Origin of the sequence: Burkholderia sp. SIMBA_062 (assembly GCF_046534765.1) — a bacterium.
Taxonomy (GTDB): Bacteria; Pseudomonadota; Gammaproteobacteria; order Burkholderiales; family Burkholderiaceae; genus Burkholderia; species Burkholderia ambifaria.
In genome coordinates, this window is sequence record NZ_JAWRYD010000004.1 from 103,574 (window position 1) to 128,040 (window position 24,467).

The window sequence follows — 24,467 nt, forward strand, 5'->3', positions numbered from 1 at the left end:
TCGAGCGGACAAATCCCCCACGTTACGTTTCGACATGCGCTCGAATCGGCAGGATTGTTAATTCAAAGTGATGCAATAATAAAAATAACGCGCAACCATTCATTATTCGAAACTAATCCTTCAAGATGTGCATGCCGCCGGGCGGGGATGCTCCGCCGCCCGCACGGCAGCGATACGCGGGCCAGCGTATCCCTCTTCCACTTGGAGAAAACAATGAACAACGTGTTGTCGCGATTCAACCCGCGTGCGCTCGTCGCGGGCGGCCTGCTCGCCGTCGCGAGCGTGTCCCATGGCGCCGGCGTCTACGCGCCGTTCGTCGACGTGACGCTCTACCCGACGCCGCTCGTCGACCGGATCGGCGTCCAGCAAGGCATCCAGCAGTTCACGCTCGCGTTCGTGATCGCGGGCAACGGCTGTGTGCCGTCCTGGGGCGGCGTGCAGCCGATCGGCAACGGTGCGAGCGGCGATCTGCTCACGTCGCTGTCGACGTCGATCGCGAGCTATCGCGCGAAAGGCGGCGAGATCGCGGTCTCGTTCGGCGGCGCGAACGGCACGCCGCTGATGCAGGCGTGTTCGACCGTCCCCGCGCTCAAGACGGCCTATCAGACCGTGATCGACACCTACGGCCTCACGCATGTCGACTTCGACATCGAGGGCGCATCGCAGCAGGACAGCGCCGCCGTCGCCCGCAACTTCCAGGCGCTCGCGCAGTTGCAGTCCGACTACGCGGCGAAAGGCCGGCCGCTGCACGTCACGCTGACGCTAGCGACGATGCCGACCGGACTCACGCAGGATGGCGTGAACGTCGTGACCGCGGCCATCGCGAACAAGGTCGCGTTCGACGCCGTGAACCTGATGACGATGGACTACGGCCCCGCGAACATCGACATGGGCGCAGCGGCGATCAGCGCCGCGCAGGCGCTCTACGCGCAGCTCGACACGGCGTTCAAGTCGGCCGGCCAGCCGAAGACCGGCGCGCAACTCTGGCAGATGGTCGGTGTCACGCCGATGATCGGGATGAACGACGTGCAGGGCGAAACCTTCACGCTCGCCAATGCGCAGAGCGTGCTGAATGCGGCGATCAACAACGGCTACGGTTTCTTCGGCAACTGGTCGGTCGGCCGCGACCAGCCGTGCCCGAACAACGGCGCGTATGTGGCGCCGACCTGCTCGGGCATCGCGCAGCAGCCGTACGCATTTGCGTCGATCTTCCGGAAGCTCGACGGCAAGTGGGGCGCGGGCGTCACGCAGGATCCGAACTATGGAGGCGGCTCGAACGGCGGAACGCCGCAGCCCGGCGCGCCGTGGTCGGCCGGCCAGGTCTATACGGCAGGCACGACGGTCACCTATCAGGGCACGACGTATCAGGCGCAATGGTGGACGCAGGGCGACGTGCCGGGCCAGGCGAGCGTGTGGAAAGCGATCGGCGGCGGCACGGCGACGTGGTCGGCAACGACCGCGTACCAGGGCGGCACGTGCGTGATGTATCAGGGCGCGAAATACTGCGCGAAATGGTGGACGCAAGGCGACAACCCGAGCGCCGGCGGCGTGTGGGCAAAGTCGTGACGTCGTGAAGTCGTGACCGTCGGCGCGTGACAGGCCGGCCGCGGCCGTTCCCCCGGCGCTGTCCGGCGCAGCGGCGAACGGCCGCGAAGCAGGCGCGGCGCCCTGCTTCGCGGCCCTTGCTACCCGCGCCCCTGCTCGGCCAGCAACCGCGCCTTCGCGTCGACCAGCAGCGCCGCATGCGTGTCGCGATGCTGGCGGATCCGCTCGGTCGGGCCGACGACCGACAGCCCGTACCAGTCGCCGTCGAGCGTCAGCGCGACCGCGATCGCCGATAGCTCGGGCGCGCTTTCGCCGAAGTTCTCGGCCCAGCCGAGTTCGCGAAACCGCGCGGTTTGTGCGACGAGCGCCGGCAGGTCCGCGACGCTCGCGTCGGTGAAGCGTTCGAATGAAAGCTGCGCGCCGAGCGCCTGCTGCGCATCGCTCGCGAGCTCCGCGAAGATCGCCTTGCCGATCGAGTTCGCATGCAGCGGGCGCAGCTCGCCCGGCTGGCGCGTATAGCGGATCGCCTGCTCGGATTCGACGACGTCGAGATACGTGACCGACGCGCCCTGGATCTTGCCGAGCACGGCCGTCTCGCGGCTCGCATCGCGCAGCGCGACGAGATGCGGATGCACGATGTCGACGACCGGATCGGTCGCATCGATCGCGGCGGCGATCGTCTGCAGGCGCCGCGTTGGGTAGTAGCCGCCGCGCTTGCGCACCTCGTACAGATAGCCGCGGCTCACGAGCGTGCGCGCCATCGCCAGGCAGCTCGACGCCGGCACATTGAGCAGGCGCGCGAGTTCGGTGAGCGGCAGCGGCCGCCGTTCGGCGGCGAACAGCTCGAACAGGTCGAGCGTGCGGGCAACGAGTTTGACGTCCATGACGAGCGCTTGATTCGGAACGGGAAGCCGCGCGCCGGGCGAGCCGCCGGGCCGGTACGGTCAGTACGACTTCGGCAGCCCGAGCACCTTCTCCGCGATGTAGCACAGGATCAGTTGCGGACTCACGGGCGCGAGCCTCGGAATCATACACTCGCGCAGGTAGCGCTCGACATGGTATTCCTTCGCATAGCCCATCCCGCCGTGCGTCGCGATCGCCGTCTGGCACGCGTGGAACGCGGCTTCCGCGCCGAGGTACTTCGCGGCGTTCGCCTCCGCCCCGCACGACTGCCCCGCGTCGTAGCGCGTCGCGGCCTTCATCACCATCAGCCACGCGGCCTCGAGCTGCATCCACGCCTGCGCGAGCGGATGCTGGATCGACTGGTTCTGCCCGATCGGCCGGCCGAACACGACGCGCTCGCACGCATACTGCGTCGCGCGCCGCAGCGCGGCCTGCCCGAGACCGATCGCCTCGGCGGCGATCAGGATCCGCTCGGGATTCAGCCCGTGCAGCAGATAACGGAAGCCGTCGCCCTCGTTGCCGATCAGGTCGTCGCGCGGCACGCGCAGGTTGTCGATGAACAGCATGTTCGAATCGACGGCCTTGCGGCCCATCTTCTCGATCTCGCGCACCTCGACGCGCGACCGGTCGAGGTCGGTGTAGAACAGGCTGAGCCCGTCGGTCGGCTTCGCGACCGCGTCGAGCGGCGTCGTGCGCGCGATGATCAGCATCTTGTTCGCGACCTGCGCGGTCGAGATCCAGATCTTGCGCCCGCTCAGCACGTAGTGGTCGCCGTCGCGGCGCGCCTGCGTGCTCAGGTGCGTCGTGTCTAGGCCCGCGTCGGGCTCGGTCACCGCGAAGCAGGCCTTGTCGCGCCCGGCGATCAGCGGCGGCAGGAAGCGCGCCTTCTGCGCGTCGTTGCCGAACACCTGCACCGGGTTCAGCCCGAAGATGTTCATGTGGACGGCCGATGCGCCCGACAGGCCGGCGCCCGACGCGCTGATCGTGCGCATCATCAGCGCGGCCTCGGTCATCCCGAGGCCGGCGCCGCCGTGGGCCGGGTCCATCGCGATGCCGAGCCAGCCGGCCTCGGCGAGCGCCGCGTGAAAGTCGGACGGAAACCCGCCCGCGCGATCGCGTTCGAGCCAGTAGTCGTCGCCGAAGCGTTCGCAGATTTTCTCGATCGCGCTTTCGATCGCGCGCTGGTCGTCGGTCAGGTCGAACTGCATGGATTGCTCTCCTGGAAAACGTGAGCGGCCGCGCCGCGCCCGATGCCACGCGGGGCTCTGGGGTGCGTCGTCGGCGCGACGGCGACGCGGACGCTCACAACGGAAACACGCCCGTCGCGACCGCGGCGAACACCATCAGCACGGACGCGGCGAACAGGAACGGAATCGTGAATTTCTGGTGCTCGGCCAGCTCGACGCCGGTCAGGCCGACGATCAGGAACGTCGCCGGCGTGAGCGGGCTGACCGGAAAACCGGTCGTCATCTGGCCGAGCAGCGCGGCCTGCGCCATCTGGATCGGCGGCACGCCGAGCAGCTTCCCGCTTTCCGCGAGCACCGGCAGCACGCCGAAGTAGAACGAATCGGGATCGAACAACAGGCTGAGCGGCATCGACAGCAGGCCGAGCACGAACGGCATGTGGCGCGCATGTTCGACCGGCACGTGCGCGACGACGACCTCGGCCATCGCCTTCAGCATCCCGGTGCCGGACATGATTCCGGTGAACGCGCCGGCCGCGAGCAGCACGCTCGCCATCATCAGCGCGGCCTTCGCATGCGCGTCGATGCGCTCGCGCTGCGCCTGCACGTCCGGATAGTTGATGACGAGCGCGGCGACCGTGCCGAGCATGAACATCACCATCGGGTCGACGATGCCCGACACCAGCGTGCCGAGCACGACGAGCGTCAGCGCCAGGTTGATCCGGAAGCGCCCGGGCCGGCGCAGTGCGCGTTCGGCGTCGGTCAGCTCGCGCGGCGCGATCGCGAGCGACGCCGCGCCGGCGCGATCGAGCCCGAGCCGCTTCGCCTCGCGCACGCCGAGCACGTACGCGGTGCCGAACACGAATGCGAGCCCGACGATCTGCACCGGGATCATCGGCATGAAGATCGCCGAGCCGGGCATATGCAGCGCCGCGGACGCGCGCAGCATCGGCCCGACCCACGGCAGGAAGTTGACGCCGGCCGCCATCGACGCGACGCACGCGAGAATTCGCCGGTCCATCCCGAGCCGCGTATAGAGCGGCATCATCGCGGGCAGCGTGACGAGAAACGTGACGGCGCCCGAGCCGTCCAGATGGATCAGCAGCGCGAGCAGCGCCGAGCCCATCACGATGCGCGGCGGATGGCAGCCGATCACGCGCAGCACGCCCGCGATGATCGGGTCGAGCATCCCCGCGTCGGTGAGGATCCCGAAAAATAGAATCGCAAAAACGAACATGCCGGCGATCGGGCCGATGTTCTGCACGCCGTGCACGATGAACTTGCCGGTCGAGAGTCCGAAGCCGGCCGCGAGCGACGCGGCCACCGGCACGACGATCAACGCGACGAGCGGCGACAGCCGCTTCGTGATGATCAGGCCGAACAGCGCGACGATCGCGATCGCGCCGATCCATGCGAGCATGATGTGTCTCCTCTGGCGCCGGCGCGCGTCGGGCGCGTCGCGGCGTGATGTCCAAAGCGGCGTGAGGCCGTGCGGCGGCGTGCGACGCCATCGCGTGGCCGCCGGCCGCCCGCCGCGATGCGTGTCAGTTGCCGGGCTTGCCGGGGTCGTCTCGTTGCGCGTCGGCAAACACCTGCGCCGCGTGTTCGTTCAGCGCGGGCGGCGGCCGCCGGTACGAGGCCGGCGTGCGGCCGAGCTTGATCGGCGACGCGATGCCGCGGTGCCGGCCCAGTTCGACCTTCATCCGTCGATGCGCGACGTGCGGATGGTCGAGCGCCGCGTCGAGCCCCAGCACGGGCGCGCACGGCACGCCGCGGCGCATCAGCTGCTCGGCGAGCGCCGCGCCGTCGTGTGCGGCCAGCGCCGTTTCGAGCAGCGCGCGCAACGCGGAGCGGTTCGCGCTGCGCGCGCGGTTGTCGGCGAAGCGCGGGTCGTCCGGCCAGTCGCGCGTGCCAAGCACGTCGCACAGCGCGGCGAACTGCCCGTTGTTGCCGACCGCGAGAAAGATGTCGACGCTCGCGGTCGGAAAGCTGTCGTATGGCGTGATGTTCGGATGCGCGTTGCCGGTGCGCGCCGGCGCCTTCCCGGAGTGGAAGAAATTCGGCGTATGCGGGTGCAGGATCGACAGCGCGCAGTCGAACAGCGTCGATTCGACGAACTGGCCGCGCCCGCTCGCATCGCGTTCGCGCAGCGCCATCAGCACGCCGAGCGCCGCGTTCAGCCCGGTGACGAGATCGACGATCGGCACGCCGACGCGCAGCGGCGCGCCCCCCGCTTCGCCGTTCACGCTCATCAGCCCGGCCAGCGCCTGCACGGCCGCGTCGTAGCCGGGCAGCCCGCCGAGCGGGCCGTCCGCGCCGAAGCCCGACACGCGGCAATGGACGAGGCGCGGAAAGCGCGCATGCAGCGCGTCGAAGCCGAGGCCCCAGCGTTCCATCGTGCCGATCTTGAAGTTCTCGACCAGCGCGTCCGCGTGCTCGAGGAGCCCGAGCAGCCGCTCGCGATCGTCCGGCTTCGTCAGGTCGAGCGCGATGCCGAGCTTGTTGCGGTTCACGCCGAGGAAATACGACGCGGTGTCGCCGTCAAACGGCGGGCCCCAGGTGCGCGTCTCGTCGCCCGACGGCGGTTCGACCTTGATCACCTCGGCGCCGTGATCGGCGAGAATCTGTGTCGCGTACGGGCCGCCCAGCACCCGCGACAGATCGATGATGCGCAACCCCGCCAACGCGCCCTGCTGCTCCAGCTCCGCCATGCGTCTCGCTCCTGCTTCCGGTTGATCGGACCGCCGGTTCCGCCATGCCAACCCTGCGGCGCGGTTTTCCTGGCTTGAATAATAATTCGTGTGTGTGAATTTATATTCACACCGGGGAATTTTGTTGTCAAGCCGGATATACGCGGGCAACACTGCGGGGACGCAGCAGCCTCCCAGTGAGGACGACGCCGAACGCGCGCCGGTTGCGGCGCAGGGCTGCGGTTCGCTAAGCTGCGGACGGTGCTCATCTGAACCAACGCGGAGATTTCATGAAACGCATGCTGCTCGCGGCCCTCGTGCTGGCGTCGACGTTGGGCGTCGCCCGCGCGCAAACCCAGACCTTCCATTTTGGCGAGGGACAATCACAGCCGCGGGCCGCCGCGCCGGCGGCACGGCCCGCGCCCGCGCGTCGGCACGTGACGCCGCCGCATCACCGACATGCGCTGCACAAGCGGCGCCATGCGCGCTCCGGCAAGCCGGCACGCCCGGTGATCCAGACGCACGCGTGACGCGATGCGCGTGGCGCCCGGCGACGCACGGAACTGTCACGAACGGCCGGTATGATCGGCGCGGCGGCTTTGCACGCCGTCGTGTCAGCCTATCGGGCGACTGGCCGGCAACGCCGGTCGACGTGCATTTCACTCCACGATTCAGTACCTGTTTTGCCGAACATGAATACCGGGCCGGATACCGTCGCCAGCATCAAGGAACGCGCCACGATCGTGTGCCGCCAGCGCAGCAGCGTGCTGCTGGTCGCGCGCACCGCGGCGCGCTGGACGCTGCCTGGCGGCACGATCCGGCGCGGCGAGACACCGCTGGAGGCCGCGCAGCGGGAGCTGGCGGAGGAAACGCGGCTCGAAGGGCTCGCGCTCGACTATGCGGTGCAGTTCGGCGGTCTCACGAAGCTCCATCACGTGTTCGTGGCCGAGGTGCCGAAACATCTGGTCCCGCGCGCGAGCAACGAGATCGCGCGCTGCAAGTGGTTCGACGTCGAACGCCTCGAGACGCTGCGCGCGAGCGTGCCGACCCGCAAGATCATCGAGCTGCTGCACCTCGACCGCTTTTCCCCGCTCGCGGACGGCCCGCTTCGTCTGCGCTGAAGCGGCCCCGCGCCGATCACGCCCCGGTCATGCGGGCAGCAACGGCCCGGCCTTGCGTTCGAGCAGCGCGACCAGCTCGGGCTGCATGTACGTGTAGCGGTCGGGAATGTCGAGGCAGACGATCTTCTTGTGCTTCAGTCGGGCGCCGAACCGGGCGGCCAGCCTCGCCTTGTGCGCGCGCTCCATCACGAACACGATCTCGGCCCATTCGAGCTGCTCGACGCACACTTGAGTGTCGGCGTCGGGCGCGAGCCCCGCGGAGTCGGTTTCGACACCCGGCCATCCCGCGAACACCGCCTCGGCGGTCGGGGTGCGCCGCCGGTTGCGGCTGCAGTTGACGTCCTCACCCGCCTAAAGGCAGGTGATTCCCACACCTGGCGATGCACGTCCGCATCGGAGAATGTTCAGCGCAGCGTTGATATCACGATCATGCACGACACCACATCCACTGCAGGCCCACTCTCTTACTCGCAGTCCTGCGATACCTTTCGGCCGCGTCGTGCTGTCTTTCGATCCGCACGCCGAACAGGACTGGGTAGAACCGCTTTCGTCGACTTCCTCGAACGTGGCTCCGTGCGCGATCGCTTTGTAGCGGAGCTTGTTTCGGAAGGACGACCAGGACGCGTCGTAGACGCTCTTCGCCATCCTGGTTCTGGCGAGCTTCGCGGCCGACACGTTGCCAACCGCGATGTAATCGAAGCGTCGCACCAGATCGAGCGCGAGCTTGTGCTGGAAATCGGCGCGGGCATTCGCGACCTTGGCGTGCAGCTTCGCGATATGCCGCTTGTGCTTTCGCGCCCGTTGCGCTTTCGCGAGCTTTTCCGCCGCGCGTCGGCCGAACCGATCGTTAGGCAGCTTCTCGCCGGTCGAAAGTGTGGCGAAGTCTTTCAGGCCGAGATCGATGCCGACGCCGGAACGGATCGGTCGGGCCTGAACATCGGGTATCTCGATCACGATGTTGAGAAACCAGTTGCCACGCGCATCCTGCGCAAAGTTGGTCCCGTCCTTGATCTTGCCTTCGGGAAGCGGTCGGCTGTTGAATACGCGGAAGGTATTGCCGGCGAAGCGAAACGCGTCACCCTCGCGCTTCAGGTCGCGCCCCTTCAGCGGCACCCAGCCCAGCGATTTCTTGCCGCGATAGCGCAGGTAGGGCCGACGGTGCTGACTGCGCGATTTCGCATATTGCTCGCACGTCGCGTTGATCGTGCCGGAGTGGATGCCGAGTTCCTTGCTGCTCCCCGTCGTCAGCACGTTCAAATCGAATCCCGTCGGCCACTTCTTGCTCCACTTGAGCGCGTGCTTCTGCGTGTCATTGCAGAAGTTCCAGACGTAGTTGAGCGCACGGCTCTGCTTGTTAAGCAGTCCGTTGAGCGACTTCACGCGGTAGCGGTAGACAAGGATCATGCCGGTGATCCTAACCCGTGCAAGAAGCTGCCTGTCAACCGCACGCCTTTCCTTCCCGCCATCAATGGCGGGGTTTCTCGGAGCAAATTCTGATGAAGAGCGCCCGCGTCATGCCGGCGCGCCGCGGCCGGCGCGTCCGGTCATCCGTTCAACCCTGCGGAATCGTGTCGGGCCGCACGTACGCCAGCATGTGCGGCACGTAGTCGGCCTTGCCGAGCTCGACGCCGTAATGGCGCAGGATCGCGTACGCGGCGATCGCGTGAAAGTAGAACTGCGGCAGCGCCCAGTCGCGCACGTACTGCTCGCCCGTCATGTCGAACGCGGTGCCGTTCGGCAGCTCGAGGGCGATTGGCCGTGCGGCGCCGCCATCAAGCGCGTCGGGCGCGAGTTCGCCGAGGAATGCGATCGTGCCGGAGAGGATCCCTTGCGCGTCGCTCATCGTGCCCGGCTGCGCGTCGGCGTGCCAGCCGGCTTCCCGCAGCGCGAGGAGTGCGTCCGGCAGCGGTTCGCCGCGCAGCCGGTAGACGGGCTCCATCGCCTGGAAGCACGAGAACCGCACCTGGGCGGCGAGCGGATACATGTCGGGCGCGAGCTTCAGCGTCAGCACCACATCGGGTGCGTGGCCGGCGGCCTGCCGGTGCGCCACGGCCTTGTCGAGCCACGCGGCTTGCGCGCGCAGCATCTGGGTCAACGTCGGAACGAGAAGTTGGGTTGGTGACATCCATGCTCTCCGGTGGTTCGTTCGCGCAGCGATATCGAGGTCGGCGCGAATCCGTATTCTGCCGCAGCCGGCGATTCGACGCGAAAGCGGTGACGCATCGCACGCCGCACGACCGGCGCCCGCGGCCCGGTGCGTCAGGGCTTGCCGTGGCGTGCCAGGAACCGGTCGAGCTGCGATGCGAACGCCTTGCCGTCGCGTGCGCTGAACGGGGACGGGCCGCCCGTGTCGACGCCCGAGCTGCGCAGTTGATCCATCATGGCGCGCGTCGACAGGCGCTCTTCGATGTTCTCGCGGCTGAACCAGTTGCCGCGCGGGTCGAGCGCATGCGCACCCTTGTCGAGGACGGCCGCGGCCAGCGGGATGTCGGCGGTGATCACGAGATCGCCGGCTTGCACGAGCTCGACGATCCGCGCATCGGCCACGTCGAAGCCGGCCGGCACCTGCAGCGCCTTGATGAACGGCGACGGCGGCGTGCGCAGGAACTGGTTCGCGACCAGCGTCACGCAGATCTCGGCACGACGCGCGGCGCGAAACAGCATGTCCTTGATGACGGCGGGACACGCGTCGGCATCGACGAGTACTTGCATGGCAGACGTTCCGGTGAGCAGAAACCGCGATCATAGCGCAGCGCCGGCGGTCGTCCCGCGCGGCGGCTGACCCGAGCAGCCGATCAGCCGATCGGCCCGGGGCACAGCGACGCGGCCGTCGTCCATTGCGCGCCCCATGCGTCGGCGAGCCGCCTGCCCTGCCCGATCCGCACGGCCGCGTCATCGAAATCGACGAACACGACGTGATCGGCAGCCGCCGGTTTCGGTGGCGTTTCGCGCGTGCGTCCATCGGACAGCACCCACAGCCAGCGCTGCTCGTCCGGCGTACGCCGTGCCGCGCGCGCGAGCAATTGCGCGGCGGCCGCGATGCCGTCCGCGAGCGGCGTGCCGCCGCCGCCGTCCACCGGCTCGAGCCAGCGCGCGTTCCACCAGCGCGGCACGGCCGGGCCGAAACGCCGTGCGGCGCCGTTGCCGCCGAAGCAGATCAGCGCGGTTTCCACACGGTCGCGCGCGGCCTGGTCGAAGTACGCGACGATCAACCCTTTCGCGAGCGCGAGCCGTTCGTGCGACAGCATCGACGCCGAACAGTCGAGCACGAAGCAATGGAGCGCGCGCGGGGCGCCGGCCTGTTTGCGAAAACGCAGATGGCCGGCGTGCAGCGGGCCGCCGCGCTTCGCGGCGAGCGTCCCCGGCCACGCAACGGCCGTGCCGGCGCGTGCCGCCCCCGGCACGCGCGCGGCAGCGCCTGGCTGCCATCGAGGACCGCGAACGGCGTTCGCGGCGGCGTCGGCTCGATGGCTCAGCGTTTTTTTAGCGGCAGCGGCACCACGCTTTTCACGTCGCGCAAGCCAGCCGGTTTGGGCGGCAGGTAGCCCCACTCGCCTTGCGACGCGGTCGCATCGTTGCGTGCTGCGCCCGGTCGGTCGTCGAGCTGCTGGCGCGTGTCGGGTGGAGAGCGATCGTCGCGGTCGCGCTCGCCGTCGTCGCCGTCGCCGCGCGATGGCGACGCGCCCGACGACGGCGGCGTGCCCGCATGACGCCGATGCCGCAGCACCGCGTCGGCCACGCGTTCGACATGCGACACCGTCACCGCGTCGGCGTGCTCCAGCGCCGCGAGCGCGCGCGCGGCGCGCAGCATCACGAGGTCGGCGCGCAGGCCGTCGACGGCCGCGTCGATGCACAGCGCGCTCACGCGTGCGTGAACCGCATCGTCGAAATCCAGCGCCGACAGCCGGGCCCGCGCCGCGTGAATCCCGTCGCGGAGTTCGCGCTGTGCGCTTGCGTGGCGCGCACGAAACGCGTCCGGATCGAGATCGAACGCGAGGCGCGCCTTCACGATCCGTTCGCGCTGCGCGGCGTCGAAGCAGTTCTCGAGCTCGACCATCAGCCCGAAGCGGTCGAGCAGTTGCGGGCGCAGTTCGCCTTCCTCGGGATTCATCGTGCCGACCAGCACGAAGCGCGCATCGTGCGCGTGCGACACGCCATCGCGCTCGACCACGTTCACGCCGCTCGCGGCGACGTCGAGCAGCGTATCGACGAGGCCGTCGGCGAGCAGGTTCACTTCGTCGACATACAGCACGCCGCGATGCGCGCGGGCGAGCAGGCCCGGCCGGAAGCGCACGCCGTTGGCGGCGAGCGCATGGGCGAGATCGAGCGTGCCGGTGATCTGCTCGTCGCTCGCCGACAGCGGCAGCGTGACGAATTCGCCTTCGGGCAGCAATTCCGCCAGCGCGCGCGCGGCGGTCGATTTCGCGGTGCCGCGCGGCCCGCTGACGAGCACGCCGCCGAGCGACGGGTCGATCGCGGCGAGCAGCAGCGCCTGCTGCAACGGTTGCTGCGCGATCAGCGCCGCGAACGGGAACACCGCGCGGGCGCGGGGCATCGTCGGATCGGTCATCGCCGTCCTCCTTCCTGGAGTTGTTCGCTGTCGAGCCAGACCGCTTCGATCCGGTCGCGATAGTCGCCCGGCTGCTGCCACAGCCCGCGCTGCATCGCTTCGACGAAGCGTTCGCAGATGCCGTGCAGCGCCTTCGGGTTGTGTCGTTCGAGGAACGCGCGCGTGTCGTCGTCGAACAGGTACGCGTCGGCGACGAGCGCGTACTGGTGGTCCGACAGCACGCGGGCGGTCGCGTCATAGCCGTACAGGTAGTCGACGGTCGCGGCCATTTCCGCCGCGCCCTTGTAGCCGTGACGCTTCACGCCGTCGAGCCATTTCGGGTTGACGACGCGCGAGCGGATCACGCGCGCGATCTCCTCGCGCAGCGTGCGCATCTTCGGCGCGACCGGGTTCGCATGGTCGCCGTGGTAGATGCTCGGCTGCTGCCCGGACAGGTGGCGCACGGCCGCCGTCATCCCGCCCTGGAACTGGTAGTAGTCGTTCGAGTCGAGGATGTCGTGTTCGCGGCTGTCCTGGTTCTGCACGACGACGTCGATCGTCGCGAGTCGCTCGCCGAACACGTCGGCGGCCGCGTCGCCCGCGCTGTTCTGCGCGTACGCATGGCCGCCCCACTGGCGGTACGCGTCGGCGAGGTCGGCGTCGGTCTGCCAGCGGCGCTGGTCGATCATGTCCTGCAGGCCCGCGCCGTAGCTGCCCGGCCGCGCGCCGAACACGCGCCAGCCGGCGCGGCGTCGCGCTTCGTCGGGCGCCACGCCCTGCTCGATCCATTTGGCGCGTTCGCGCTCGATGCGCGCGCGGATCGGGTTCAGGGCCTCGGGCTCGTCGAGCGCGGCAACCGCCTGCACGGCCGCGTCGAACAGGTGCATCAGGTTCGGGAACGCGTCGCGGAAGAAGCCCGACACGCGCAGCGTCACGTCGATGCGCGGCCGGTCGAAGATCTCGATCGGCAGAATCTCGAAGTCGGTCACGCGATGACTGCCGTGCGCCCATTTCGGCCGCACGCCGATGAGCGCGAACGCCTGCGCGATATCGTCGCCGCCGGTGCGCATCGTGGCCGTGCCCCAGACCGACAGCCCAATCGCGCGCGGATAGTCGCCGTGATCCTGCAGATGGCGTTCGATCAGCTGCTGCGCGGATTTCAGCCCGAGCGACCACGCGGCCTGCGTCGGCACCGCGCGCGTATCGACCGAATAGAAGTTGCGGCCCGTCGGCAGCACGTCGGGGCGGCCGCGCGACGGCGAGCCGCTCGGCCCCGGCGGCACGAAGCGGCCGTCGAGCCCGCGCAGCAGGTGGCGCAGTTCCTCGCCGCCGCACGCGTCGAGCGCGGGCAGCAGCGTCGCGCGCACGCGCTCGATCACGGCGAGCGTATGTGGCCATTCGCCGGGTGGCGGCATGCCGATGCCGGGATCATCCGAAATGGCCCCGCACAATCCGTCGAGCCAATGTTGCGCAAGCCGTTCGAGCCGCTCGCGCGTATCGCCCGCATGGCGCCACGGCGACGCGTCGAGCGCCTGCAGCACGGCCGGCCGCGGGCCCGTCCACGGTGCGGCCCAGTCGGCCGCGAGCGGATCGAAATCGTCGCCGAGCGCGAGATCGCGCGCGAGCGCGGCGATCAGCCCCGCGCGTTCGCCCTTGCCGTCGCCGACCGGAAAACGTGCGAGCGCGAGCAGTGTATCGCGCCGCTGACGGTCGACGGGCGACGCGCCGAACACGTGCAGCCCGTCGCGAATCTGCGCTTCCTTCAATTCGCACAGCCATGCGTCGACGCGCGTGAGCAGCGCGTCCTCGTCGCCGGCGTCGCGCGGCGGCGACACGCTCAGCTCGTCATGCAGCCGGTGTTCGGCGATCGTCGCGAGGATCGTCTTGCGCAGCAGCTTCGCGCGCCGCGCATCGACCATCAGCGCTTCGTAGTATTCGTCGACCTGCCGTTCGAGATCCTGCACCGGGCCGTAGTTTTCCGCGCGCGTGAGCGGCGGCATCAGGTGATCGATGATCACGGCCTGCGCGCGGCGCTTCGCCTGGCTGCCCTCGCCCGGATCGTTGACGATGAACGGATACAGGTGCGGCAGCGGCCCGAGCGTCAGGTCCGGCCAGCACGCGTCGGACAGCGCGACGCTCTTGCCCGGCAGCCATTCGAGGTTGCCGTGCTTGCCGAGGTGGATGACCGCGTCGATGCCGAACGCATCGCGCAGCCAGAAATAGAACGCGAGGTACGCGTGCGGCGGCACGAGGTCCGCGTCGTGGTAGCTCGCATAGTCGTTTTCGCCGCGCGAACGCGACGGCTGGATGCCGACGAACACGTTGCCCGCGCGCCAGCCGGCGATCGGGAAGCGCCCCTGGCGCAGCGTCGGATCCGCGTCGGGCGGCCCCCAGCGCGCGTTCAGCGCCTCGCGCACGGCGGCCGGCAGCCGCGCGAAATGCGCGACGTAGTCGGCCAGCGCGAAACTCTGGAACGCGGGGCGCAGTGCGCGCACGGCCGGGTCGTTGGTCACGCCTTCGGTGAGCCGCGCGATCAGCGCGTCGCCGTCGGCCGGCAGCTCGGCCACCGCATAGCCCGCGCCGCGCAGCGCCGCGAGCACGCGCAGCGCGGACGCCGGCGTATCGAGCCCGACGCCGTTGCCGATCCGCCCTTCGCTTTGCGGATAGTTCGCGAGAATCAGCGCGATGCGCTTGTCGGCGTTGTCGAGCGTGCGCAGCCGGCACCAGCCGCGCGCGAGCGCCGCGACGAACGCGATGCGTTCGGCGTCCGGCTGGTAGCGCACGACGTCGACTTCGGTGTGCGGACACCGATACGCGAGCCCCTTGAAGCTCACCGCGCGCGTGACGATGCGCCCGTCGACTTCAGGCAATGCGATGTGCATCGCGATGTCGCGCGCGTGCAGCCCCTGGTTGTCGGCCACCCAGGCGTCGCGGTTGCCGCCGGACAGGATCACCTGCAGCACCGGCGCGTCGCCGGCGAGTACGTCGGGCTCGGGGCTGTCGATCGCGCCGGCCGCGAAGGCCGTGGTGTTCAGCACGAGCGCGACGCCGTGCGTGTCGCAGAGCTGCGTGATGACTTCGCGGCTCACCGCGTCCTTCAGCGACGTGACCGCGATCGGCAGCGGATTGAGCCCTTCGCGCACGAGCGCATCGGCCAGCGCGTCGAACACGGCCGTGTTCGCGGCCTGCCAGTGCGCGCGATAGAACAGGATCGCAACCACGCTCGCGCCGGGCGTCCAGCGCGCGCGCCAGTCGTCGACGCTCGCCGGGTCGCGCGCCGGGTGATACAGCGCGGCGGCCGGCAGCGGGCGCGGCGGCTCGGGTTCGTCGCCGAAGCCGAGCGTATGGAAGGCGATGCTGCGCAACAGCGCTTCGGCGTTGTGCATCCCGCCGTCGCGCAGGTAGCGCCACCACAGCCGGCACAGCGCCGGCGCGACCGTGCTCTTTGCGACGAGGTTCGGGTCTTCCTGCAGGTCGCCCGAGAACATCGCGAGCTGCTGCCGGCGCTTCGACGCGAGCGACACGGCCTGTTCGATCCCGTACGGCCAGTACGCTTCGCCGCCGAGATGATCGATCACGACCGTCTTCGCATGACGCAGCACGTCGTCGACATAGAAATCGACCGACGCCGGCTGCCGCAGGAACGTGACGTTCGCGAGCCGCACGCTCGGAAAGCCGGCCGGCAGCTTCGGCACGACGCTGGCCAGCAGCGACAAGGTCGTATCGGCCGAACTCAGGATCACGATGTCGGCCGGCTGCTGGTCGATCCGGACGACGCCCTGTGTATCGTCGACGAAGCCGCCCGGCGTGGTGCGCAGCAGATGCATCGCGCGTTACGCCTGCTGCGTCTGTGCCGCGCACGCGGCATCGAACGCGCGCTGCAGCGCGGCTGCGTCGAGATCCTCGCCGATCAGCACGAAGCGGCTCGCGCGCGTTTCGCCGTCCTGCCAGCGACGGTCGAAATAGCTGTCGAAGCGGCGGCCGACACCCTGGATCACGAGCCGCATCGGCGCATCGGGCAGCGCCGCGAAGCCTTTCGCGCGGTAGATCGTGTGCGTCTCGACGACGCGCTGCAGCGCGGCGATCGTCGCTTCGCGCGAGCCCGCATCGCCCGACACCACCACCGAATCGAAATCGTCGTGATGGTGGTCGTGATCGCCGTCGTCGGCCGAGCCGTGATGGTCGTGCCGCAGGTGGATCGTTTCCTCCGACGCCGATTCGAGCCCGAGCAGCATCGCGAGATCCAGTTCGCCGCGCGTCGCGCGCACGATCTTCACCTGCGGCGGGATCTCCTCGCGGATCGCGGCTTCGACTTCGGCGAACTGCGCGTCGGCGACGAGGTCGGCCTTGTTCACGATCACGAGATCGGCGGACGACAACTGGTCGGCGAACAGTTCGTGCAGCGGCGATTCGTGGTCGAGGTTCGGATCGGCGCGGCGCTGCGCGTCGACGGCCTGCGGGTTCTCCGCGAACTGGCCGCTCGCGGCGGCCGGCCCGTCGACGACGGTCACGACCGCGTCGACCGTGAAGCTGTTGCGGATCGTCGGCCAGTTGAAGGCCTGCACGAGCGGCTTCGGCAGCGCGAGGCCCGACGTCTCGATCAGCACGTGGTCGATGTCGGCGCGGCGCTCGACGAGCGCTTCCATCACCGGATAGAACTCTTCCTGCACGGTGCAGCACAGGCAGCCGTTCGCGAGTTCGTACAGCTGGCCCGACGCTTCGCCCTGCGCGCCCTGCGCATCGTCGCAGCCGATCCCGCAGCCCTTGAGGATTTCGCCGTCGATGCCGAGTTCGCCGAATTCGTTGACGATCACCGCGATGCGGCGGCCTTCCGCGTGCTGCAGGATGTGGCGCATCAGCGTGGTCTTGCCGCTGCCGAGAAAGCCCGTGACGATCGTGACGGGAAGCTTGCGTAGGGTCATGGTAGGTCCTGTGGCGAATGAGGGAGTCAGGCCGAGAGCGTCACATCGATCTCGTCGTAGCGTTTGATGCGATAGATCGCGGCCGACACTATCCAGCACGCGAGGAACAGGCCGATCACGACGTAGCCGAGCATCCCGAAATGCGATGCGACCATCGTCGAGAAATTCCATACGGGGCCCTGCAGCGAGAGTTTGTCCGCGAGCAGCGCGAGCACCTCGATGCCGCCGATCAGCGCGGCGACCAGCACCGACACGAACGTGATCGTCATGTTGTAGTAGATCTTGCGAATCGGCCGCACGTACGCCCACCGGTACGCGCCCATCATCAGGATGCCGTCGGTCGTGTCGACGAGCGTCATGCCCGCGGTGAACAGCACCGGCAGCGCCATCACCGACCAGAACGACATGCCGCCCTGCACTTGCGTGGCCGAAATGCCGAACAGCGCGATCTCGGTCGCCGTATCGAAGCCGAAGCCGAACAGGAACCCGACCGGATACATGTGCCAGCTGCGCGACACGAGGCGGAACAACGGCCGGAACAACCGGGCCAGCACGCCGCGCTGGTTCATCAGCATGTCGAGATCGGCGTCGACGATCGGCTCGCCGCGGCGCGCCGCGCGAAACGTCCGGTACACGGAAATCAGGATCAGCAGGTTTGCGGCCGCGAGTACCAGCAGGAAGAACGCGGACACGCTGGTGCTGATCACGCCGCCCCAGGCCTTCATGCTCTCGAAGCGCGCGAGCGACGCGGCGGTCAGCGCGACCGCGACCGACATCACGATTACGACCGTCGAATGGCCAAGCGAGAAGAACAGGCCGGCGCCGAGCGGGCTGCGGCCTTCCTGCATCAGCTTGCGCGTGACGTTGTCGATCGCGGCGATATGATCGGCGTCGACCGCGTGGCGCAGCCCGAACACGTAGGCGAGCAGCGCGGTGCCCAGCAGCACGGGCTGGTCGCGAAACGCGACGAAGGCCCAGATCCACGCGCCGACGTTGAACGCGACGAGCAATGCGTAGATCGCGACGATTTTGCCGCGCAGCCCTGACGGACTGTCGTTGAAGAGACGGAAGAACGAGTCGAGCATGATGCTCCTGTGCGAACGGTCGACATGTGAATGCCAACACGGCCGCCGCCGGCCCTGCCCGCGCCGCCTGCCGCTCGCCGCCCCGGTCCGTGCGCGTGCATGCGACGGATGGTTGGCGCGGAAAGGGGGAAACGCTCGGGCGTCGGGCGTGCTGCGGCCGTGGACGATGCGCCGCCTCCCCGCGGCGCTGAACCCCAACGTTTCGGCCGGTATCCGGGCTGACGAACACGCCGCTTCGCCTTCCCGGATGCGCGGCATCCAGTGGCGGTCGTCCGCATGCGGCTGGCATGCGGCGAAGTGGCGCTGCGTCGCGCTGGGCGCGACGCGTTCGCTTACCGTTGCGGGGGCAGCACAGGTTGGCTCGACTGCGGCGCAGGCAGGCTCCCTGTTTCCCGTTTAACTGCGCACGCCGGAAGCGCGCGCGAGCACCGAAACGCGTGCGAGTGTAGGCGGCGGTGCGAGGAGCGTCAAGGCGACGAACGGCAACGGCGCGCGAATCGGTTCGGCGGCGGCGAATCGGTGTCGATGAGAATGATTGTCGTTTTCAATCAATCAGGATAAAATTCGCCCAAATCATTCGAAAGACGCGCAATGGCAATACGAGGCAGTCATTCAGTCGTCCTTAAATTCTCATGTTCAAACGCCATACGTCCGGCCAGCGGTTCCCCGCATGGGCCCTGTCCTTTTGTTCGCTCCTTTCCGCCGCCCCGGGCGCGGCTTGCGCCGCCGGTCCCGAACAGGAACTGCCTGCCGTCGAAATTCGCAGCCGCCGCCACCCGCATGACCCGCGTCCCGAGCACGTCAGCACGGCAACCCGCGCCGACGCCGATCCGCGCGACGTGCCGCAGACCATCGACACCGTGTCGGTGGAAGAGACGCTCTCCTATGGAGGCCGCACGCTCGCCGATGCGCTGGCCGGCGTGCCGGGCATCTCGAATGCATCGGATACCCGCTTCGACGCGTTCCGGATTCGCGGCTTTTCCGGTTCGGGCGACCTGTTGCTCGACGGCATGCGCGACGACGCGCAGTACGTGCGCAGTCTCGGCAACATCGAGCGCATCGAGGTGCTGAAAGGGCCGGCGGCCGTCCTGTACGGACGCGGCAGCGGCGGCGGCGTCATCAACCGGATCACCAAACAGCCGCTGGCCGAAGATTTCGGACACCTGTCGGCGGCGACCGGCAGCTACGGCCGCCTCGGCGCGGCGGTCGACGTCAACCGTGCGCTGTCGCGTGAATGGAGCGTGCGTCTCAATGCGGGCCGCGAGCACGACGGCAGTTTTCGCAATGCGGTCGACGGCACGCGCCAGTACGTCGCCCCGTCGATCAAATGGCAGGATGTTCGGCGAAGCTGGCTGATGCAGTTCGAATACGACAGCTACGAGCGCGTGCCCGATCGCGGGATGCCGGCGTCGGTCGCCGCGCTCGACAAGGCCGGCAAGCCGCTCGCGTTCTCGCTGCCGCCCGCGTCGCGGGAGAAATTCTTCGGCGCGGCAGGCCGCGATTCGATCCGCGACGCGAACCTGAACTGGCGCTCGGTGTTCAAGCAGCAGCTCGGCGACGCCTGGCAGGTGCAGCATACGCTGAGCGTGCTGGATCTGCGCAGTTCGTTCGACAACACGTACGTCACGCAGAGCTATCTCACGAAGCCGCGTGACTACCGGCGCGTGCAACGCACGCGCTATCTGCAGGACATGCGGCACCTCAACGTGCAGACGGATCTCGAACTGACCGGCGAGTTCGCGACCGGCCCCCTCGCCCATCACCTGCTGTTCGGGATCGAATACGGCTGGCAAAGACGCGCGCCGAAGCTGTGGCAGGCCGACGCGGCGCCCGTCTCGATCGTCGATCCGGACAGCAACGCCCTCGCCGGCTCGCCACCGCGGCCGTTTGCGATGAACCGCCATCGCGTCGACGATTACGCGGTCTATGTGCAGGACCGGATCGACTTCGGGCGGTCCTGGAAACTGCTGGGCGGCCTGCGCGGGGATCGCTTCGACGTCGACTCGACGAACCTGCTGGCCGGCCTGCGCGCGCGGCGCACGACGAACGCGTGGAGCCCGCGGGTCGGCGTCGTCTGGGCGCCGGTCGACGCGCATCACGTCTATGCGTCGTACAGCAAGAACTTCGCGCCGGTCGGCGGCGACCTGATCGGCATCACGCCCGGCGCGCGCGGCAATGCCAACGATCTTGGCCCGCAATACAGCAATCAATACGAGATCGGGGTGAAGAGCGACTGGATGGGCGGCACGCTGAGCACGACGCTGGCCGTGTTCCAGCTCGATCTTTTCAACCGTCGGGTCGCCGATCCGGTCCGGCCGGGATTCTTTGATCTCACCGGCCTCGAGCGCAACCGCGGCCTCGAACTGAGCGTCGCCGGCCGGCTCGCGGGAGACTGGCTCGTGCGCGGCGGCATCGGCTGGCAGAACGCGCGGGTGGTCGAGGCCGAACCGAAGTTCGCGGGCAAGCGGTCGGCCGGCGTGTCGTCGACCAGCGGCAATCTGTTCGTCGGCTATGCGCCACTTTTCGGCTTCTTCGCCGAACTCGGCGTGATCCACGAAGGCGCGCGTTACGCGGATCGCGACAACCTGCTCCGGCTGCCTGCGTATGTGCGCTGGGACGGCAAGGCCGGATACCGAACGCGCGACCTGGAACTGACGCTGGCGGTCGTCAACCTCACCGATCGCGATTATTACGCGAGCGCGACGAGCCTGTCTCAAATCATGCCCGGCGCGCCGCGGACGTTCACGCTGACAGCGGCATACAAGTTCTGAAGCGGCGGTCAGGCGGAGCAGACCGTCGCCGCTCATGCAACCGTCGACGCGCACGCGAAGCACGGGAAAAGCGTCGCGGCCGATTGCTGCGGAGCCGGGCCGGCGGCGTCGCATCGGGTTGCGGCGACAGTCGGCGCAGCCGTTCCGCCGGCCGTTCGTCCGGTACACGCCTGTGCTATCGTATGCGCCGCGTTCGGTGCTCGCGCGCGCTCCTCCGGCGCGCGCAGTTAAACGGGAAACAGGAGGCGGAAGTCCGCCCCGCCTGTGCTGTCCCCGCAACGGTACGCCGCCCGCGCGTCGCGGTTCCCCGCACGCGCCCAGGCCGCCCGCGATGCCACTGCCCTTCAGCGGGCGGGAAGGCTGCGGCCTGGCAAGCGGCCAGCCCGGATACCGGCCGACGCAAGGGGCGAGCCCGCCGCTCGCCGAACGCCCGGTCCGCGGGGGACGGATGGGGTGCGCTTTTTCGCCCGCGCTCGCGCGGGCTTCGCTCGATCCGTCATGCATTGCCTGTCCGCCGGCCGCCGATGTGCCGCTCGCTGTCCCCTTTCCACTGCCACGACACGGTGCGCGCCGTGCCGCGCCCGATGAGCCGCGCATGGCTCGTCGGCGCCGGCCCCGGCGACGCCGATCTGCTGACGCTGAAGGCCGTGCGCGCGATCGCCACGGCCGACGTGCTGCTCGTCGACGATCTCGTGAACCCCGACGTGCTGCGCCACGCGCGCGCCGACGCATTGATCGAGCACGTCGGCAAGCGCGGCGGCCATGCGTCGACGCCGCAGGAAACGATCGTCGCCGTGATGCTCGCGCATCTGCGCGCGGGCCGCAGCGTCGCGCGGCTCAAGGGCGGCGATCCGTTCGTGTTCGGCCGCGGCGGCGAAGAATTGCTGGCGCTCGGCGCGGCCGGGTTCCCGGTCGAGGTCGTGAACGGCATCACGGCCGGTATCGCGGCCCCGGCCGCGCTCGGCATTCCAGTTACGCATCGCGGCGACGCGCAGGGCGTGATCTTCGTCACGGGCCACGGCGCGGGCGCGGACGAACCCGACTGGCGCGCGCTGGCCGCGACCCGGATGACGATCGTGATCTACATGGGCATTCGCCGGCTCGACGCGATCGCGGCCGCGCTGCGTGATGGCGGCGTGGCGGGCGACACGCCGTGCGCGGCGATCGAGAACGCGACGCGTGACGGGCAGCGGCACGTGCTCGCGACGCTCGACACGATCGTCGAACGCGTGGGCGCGACCGGTATCGGCTCGCCCGCGATCGTCGTGATCGGCCGCGTCGCGGCGCTCGCCGACGATCCCGCGGTGCGCGCGGCGCTTGGCGGCCGCGCATGATGCGCGTCGCGCTCGGCGTCGGTTTCCGTGCGGGCGTGACGGCCGCGCAACTCGATGCCGCGATTCGCGCGGCGCTGGCCAGTCACCCGGGCGCCGAGCCGGCCGTCGTCGCGACGCTCGCCGACAAGGCGCGTGCCCGGCCGCTGCGCACGCTGTGCGCGCGGCGCGGCTGGCCGCTCGTCGCGTTCGACGCGGCGCAGCTCGCGCAGTGCCCCCAACCGGCATTGAGCGGCCCGTCGGCGGCCGCGCTGGCGCGTTTCGGCGTCGCGGGCGTGGCCGAGCCGTGCGCGCAACTCGCCGCGCCGCATGGCCGGCTGCTCGGCCCCAAATCCAGCCGGGACGGCGTGACGGTCGCGCTCGCCGGCCCGCTCTGAACCCTTTGTTTTGCTTTCGACAGGACGATTCCCGATGAAGACCGATGCCGAATCCCATCAGCGGATGGCCGAACGCCGCCGCGCCGGCCATGAAAAGAAGCAGGCTGCCGCCACCCAGGAAAAGGGCCTGCTGATCGTCAACACCGGCAACGGCAAGGGCAAGAGCACGGCCGCCTTCGGCATGGCCGTGCGCGTGCTCGGCCATGGCATGCGGCTCGGCGTCGTGCAGTTCATCAAGGGCGCGCTGCACACGTCCGAGCGCGACTTCCTCGGTGCGGTCGCGCAATGCGACTTCGTGACGATGGGCGACGGCTACACGTGGAATACGCAGAACCGCGACGCCGATGTCGCCACCGCGCGCAAGGGCTGGGACGAGGCGCGCCGGATGATCGAAAGCGGCGAGTACCGGATGGTGATCCTCGACGAGCTGAACACCGTGCTCAAGTACGAATACCTGCCGCTCGACGAAGTGCTCGCGACGCTCGTCGCGCGGCCGGATTCGGTGCACGTCGTCGTCACCGGGCGCCATGCGCCCGATGCACTGATCGAGGCGGCCGACCTCGTCACGGAAATGCGGCTCGTCAAGCATCCGTACAAGGAGCAAGGCGTGAAGGCGCAGCCCGGCGTGGAGTTCTGAGCGATGCCGGCCTGCCCCGCGCTGTTCGTCAGCGCGCCTGCGTCCGGCCAGGGCAAGACGTCGGTGACGGCCGGCCTTGCGCGGCTGCACCGCCGGCTCGGCCGGCGCGTGCGCGTGTTCAAGACCGGGCCGGATTTTCTCGATCCGATGCTGCTCGAACGGGCGAGCGGCGCGCCCGTGCACGCGCTCGACCTCGGGATGGTCGGTGAAGCCGGCTGCCGCGCGCTGCTCGCCGATGCCGCGCGCGACGCGGACCTGATCCTGATCGAAGGCGTGATGGGGCTGTTCGACGGCACGCCGAGCAGCGCCGATCTGGCGGCCGCGTTCGGCGTGCCGGTCGTCGCGGTGATTTCCGCGAAGGCGATGGCGCAGACGTTCGCGGCGATCGCGTTCGGGCTTGCGCGGTTCCGGCCGGAGGTGCCGTTTCACGGCGTGCTCGCGAACCGCGTCGGGTCGCCGCGACACGCGGAACTGTTGCAGCAGTCGCTGCCGGACGACTTGCGCTGGCTCGGGCACGTGCCGGCCGATGCGGGCATCGCGCTGCCGGAGCGGCATCTCGGCCTGCACCAGCCGGCCGACATCGGCGATCTCGACGCGCGGCTCGATCGTGCCGCCGACGTGCTCGCGCAGACGGCGCTCGCCGACTTGCCGCCCGCCGTCTCGTTCGCGGAACCGGCGGCCCGGGCCCCGCTGCCGCGCGCGCTCGCCGGCAAGCGAATCGCGATCGCGCGCGACGCGGCGTTCTCGTTCATTTATCCGGCCAATCTCGCGCTGCTCGACGCGCTCGGTGCGCAGTTGCGGTTCTTTTCGCCGCTTGCCGACGAGCCCGTGCCCGACGCGTGCGACGCGCTGTTCCTGCCGGGCGGCTATCCGGAACTGCATGCGGCGACGCTCGCGGCGAATGCCGTGGCCGCGCGGACGATTCGCGCGCACGCGGCGGCCGGCCGGCCGATCGTCGCGGAATGCGGGGGAATGGTCTATCTGTGCGAGTCGCTGACCGACGTGGAAGGCGCGACGACATCGATGCTCGGGCTGCTGTCAGGCCATGCGACGATGCAGCGCCGGTTCGCGGCGCTCGGCATGCAGCAGCTGGACACGCGCAGCGGGCCGATGCGCGGCCATACGTTTCATTATTCGCGGCTCGACACGCCGCTGGCGCCGGTGGCGAGCGCCGCCCGGCCCGACGGGGAACCCGGCAGCGGCGAAGCCGTGTATCGCACGGGTTCGATCGTCGCGACGTACATGCACATGTACTGGCCGTCGAATCCGGCTGCGGCGGCGGCGTTGTTCAGCGGGGATGGGTTGTCGTTCGGCACGTGCCGCAATTGAATCGAGACGGCCCCGCCCCCGCA

Annotated in this window: 21 protein-coding genes and 2 riboswitches; of the genes, 8 read left to right on the forward strand and 13 right to left on the reverse strand. The window is 69.2% G+C overall.

Going from position 1 to position 24,467, the window contains the following annotated elements; all coding sequences use genetic code 11:
- Positions 1-213 precede the first annotated feature (213 nt).
- A complete protein-coding gene (locus SB786_RS05465) occupies positions 214-1,566 on the forward strand; it encodes a chitinase (protein WP_410726595.1) in 1,353 nt (450 codons plus the stop codon).
- Between the two features lie 119 nt (positions 1,567-1,685).
- On the opposite strand, the gene SB786_RS05470 is transcribed toward SB786_RS05465, so the two are convergent.
- From SB786_RS05470 to SB786_RS05485, 4 genes are all read right to left on the reverse strand, one after another.
- A complete protein-coding gene (locus tag SB786_RS05470) occupies positions 1,686-2,429 on the reverse strand; it encodes an IclR family transcriptional regulator (RefSeq protein WP_126227855.1) in 744 nt (247 codons plus the stop codon).
- A 60-nt stretch (positions 2,430-2,489) separates the two neighbouring features.
- On the reverse strand, positions 2,490-3,656 hold the full coding sequence (locus SB786_RS05475; RefSeq protein WP_006755563.1) for an acyl-CoA dehydrogenase family protein: 1,167 nt from the start codon (positions 3,654-3,656) through the stop codon (positions 2,490-2,492).
- A 94-nt stretch (positions 3,657-3,750) separates the two neighbouring features.
- Positions 3,751-5,052 carry a CitMHS family transporter gene (locus tag SB786_RS05480; RefSeq protein WP_410726597.1) on the reverse strand — a complete coding sequence of 434 codons (1,302 nt, stop codon included), beginning with the start codon at positions 5,050-5,052 and terminating at the stop codon, positions 3,751-3,753.
- A 124-nt stretch (positions 5,053-5,176) separates the two neighbouring features.
- Positions 5,177-6,343 carry a CaiB/BaiF CoA transferase family protein gene (locus SB786_RS05485; protein ID WP_410726599.1) on the reverse strand — a complete coding sequence of 389 codons (1,167 nt, stop codon included), beginning with the start codon at positions 6,341-6,343 and terminating at the stop codon, positions 5,177-5,179.
- Positions 6,344-6,612: 269 nt separating this feature from the next.
- Here SB786_RS05485 and SB786_RS05490 point away from each other — a divergent pair, with 269 nt between their 5' ends.
- Positions 6,613-6,852: a hypothetical protein gene (locus SB786_RS05490; protein WP_410726601.1), complete on the forward strand. Its 240-nt coding sequence runs from the start codon at positions 6,613-6,615 to the stop codon at positions 6,850-6,852.
- A gap of 162 nt (positions 6,853-7,014) precedes the next feature.
- A complete protein-coding gene (locus SB786_RS05495) occupies positions 7,015-7,443 on the forward strand; it encodes an NUDIX hydrolase (RefSeq protein WP_175739854.1) in 429 nt (142 codons plus the stop codon).
- Between the two features lie 27 nt (positions 7,444-7,470).
- Here the strand turns inward: SB786_RS05495 and SB786_RS05500 are convergent, their stop codons facing one another.
- The 9 genes from SB786_RS05500 to SB786_RS05540 form a co-directional block, all read right to left on the reverse strand.
- Positions 7,471-7,737 carry a low molecular weight protein tyrosine phosphatase family protein gene (locus SB786_RS05500; RefSeq protein WP_410726602.1) on the reverse strand — a complete coding sequence of 89 codons (267 nt, stop codon included), beginning with the start codon at positions 7,735-7,737 and terminating at the stop codon, positions 7,471-7,473.
- Positions 7,738-7,794: 57 nt separating this feature from the next.
- Positions 7,795-8,847: an RNA-guided endonuclease InsQ/TnpB family protein gene (locus tag SB786_RS05505; protein ID WP_410726603.1), complete on the reverse strand. Its 1,053-nt coding sequence runs from the start codon at positions 8,845-8,847 to the stop codon at positions 7,795-7,797.
- A gap of 148 nt (positions 8,848-8,995) precedes the next feature.
- Positions 8,996-9,568: a DUF1993 family protein gene (locus SB786_RS05510; protein ID WP_410726606.1), complete on the reverse strand. Its 573-nt coding sequence runs from the start codon at positions 9,566-9,568 to the stop codon at positions 8,996-8,998.
- Positions 9,569-9,702: 134 nt separating this feature from the next.
- On the reverse strand, positions 9,703-10,155 hold the full coding sequence (locus SB786_RS05515) for a YaiI/YqxD family protein (protein ID WP_410726607.1): 453 nt from the start codon (positions 10,153-10,155) through the stop codon (positions 9,703-9,705).
- Positions 10,156-10,238: 83 nt separating this feature from the next.
- Positions 10,239-10,847 (reverse strand): vWA domain-containing protein, encoded by a 609-nt coding sequence (locus SB786_RS05520; RefSeq protein ID WP_410726609.1) that lies wholly within the window; start codon positions 10,845-10,847, stop codon positions 10,239-10,241.
- A 68-nt stretch (positions 10,848-10,915) separates the two neighbouring features.
- The gene (locus tag SB786_RS05525) at positions 10,916-12,013 is read right to left on the reverse strand and encodes an ATP-binding protein (protein ID WP_410726611.1); all 1,098 of its coding nucleotides are present in this window, start codon (positions 12,011-12,013) and stop codon (positions 10,916-10,918) included.
- Entirely contained in the window at positions 12,010-15,819 is a 3,810-nt protein-coding gene (gene cobN, locus SB786_RS05530; protein WP_410726613.1) for a cobaltochelatase subunit CobN, read from the reverse strand. The genes SB786_RS05525 and cobN overlap by 4 nt, the downstream gene beginning before the upstream one ends.
- 6 nt (positions 15,820-15,825) lie before the next feature.
- Positions 15,826-16,914 carry a cobalamin biosynthesis protein CobW gene (gene cobW / locus SB786_RS05535; protein ID WP_410726614.1) on the reverse strand — a complete coding sequence of 363 codons (1,089 nt, stop codon included), beginning with the start codon at positions 16,912-16,914 and terminating at the stop codon, positions 15,826-15,828.
- A gap of 26 nt (positions 16,915-16,940) precedes the next feature.
- A complete protein-coding gene (locus SB786_RS05540) occupies positions 16,941-17,999 on the reverse strand; it encodes a HoxN/HupN/NixA family nickel/cobalt transporter (RefSeq protein ID WP_410726616.1) in 1,059 nt (352 codons plus the stop codon).
- 186 nt (positions 18,000-18,185) lie between these two features.
- Positions 18,186-18,447: riboswitch (cobalamin riboswitch) on the reverse strand.
- 184 nt (positions 18,448-18,631) lie between these two features.
- Here SB786_RS05540 and SB786_RS05545 point away from each other — a divergent pair.
- From SB786_RS05545 to SB786_RS05565, 5 genes are all read left to right on the forward strand, one after another.
- Positions 18,632-20,770 carry a TonB-dependent receptor gene (locus SB786_RS05545; protein WP_410726617.1) on the forward strand — a complete coding sequence of 713 codons (2,139 nt, stop codon included), beginning with the start codon at positions 18,632-18,634 and terminating at the stop codon, positions 20,768-20,770.
- 227 nt (positions 20,771-20,997) lie between these two features.
- Positions 20,998-21,163: riboswitch (cobalamin riboswitch) on the forward strand.
- A 191-nt stretch (positions 21,164-21,354) separates the two neighbouring features.
- Positions 21,355-22,104, forward strand: a complete 750-nt coding sequence (gene cobA, locus SB786_RS05550) for a uroporphyrinogen-III C-methyltransferase (protein ID WP_410726619.1) — start codon at positions 21,355-21,357, stop codon at positions 22,102-22,104.
- Entirely contained in the window at positions 22,101-22,478 is a 378-nt protein-coding gene (locus SB786_RS05555; protein WP_410726620.1) for a cobalamin biosynthesis protein, read from the forward strand. Before cobA ends, SB786_RS05555 begins: the two co-directional genes overlap by 4 nt.
- A gap of 34 nt (positions 22,479-22,512) precedes the next feature.
- Positions 22,513-23,115, forward strand: coding sequence for a cob(I)yrinic acid a,c-diamide adenosyltransferase (gene cobO / locus SB786_RS05560; RefSeq protein WP_006755057.1), 603 nt, complete (start codon positions 22,513-22,515; stop codon positions 23,113-23,115).
- 3 nt (positions 23,116-23,118) lie between these two features.
- Positions 23,119-24,444 (forward strand): cobyrinate a,c-diamide synthase, encoded by a 1,326-nt coding sequence (locus tag SB786_RS05565; RefSeq protein ID WP_410726622.1) that lies wholly within the window; start codon positions 23,119-23,121, stop codon positions 24,442-24,444.
- Positions 24,445-24,467 lie beyond the last annotated feature (23 nt).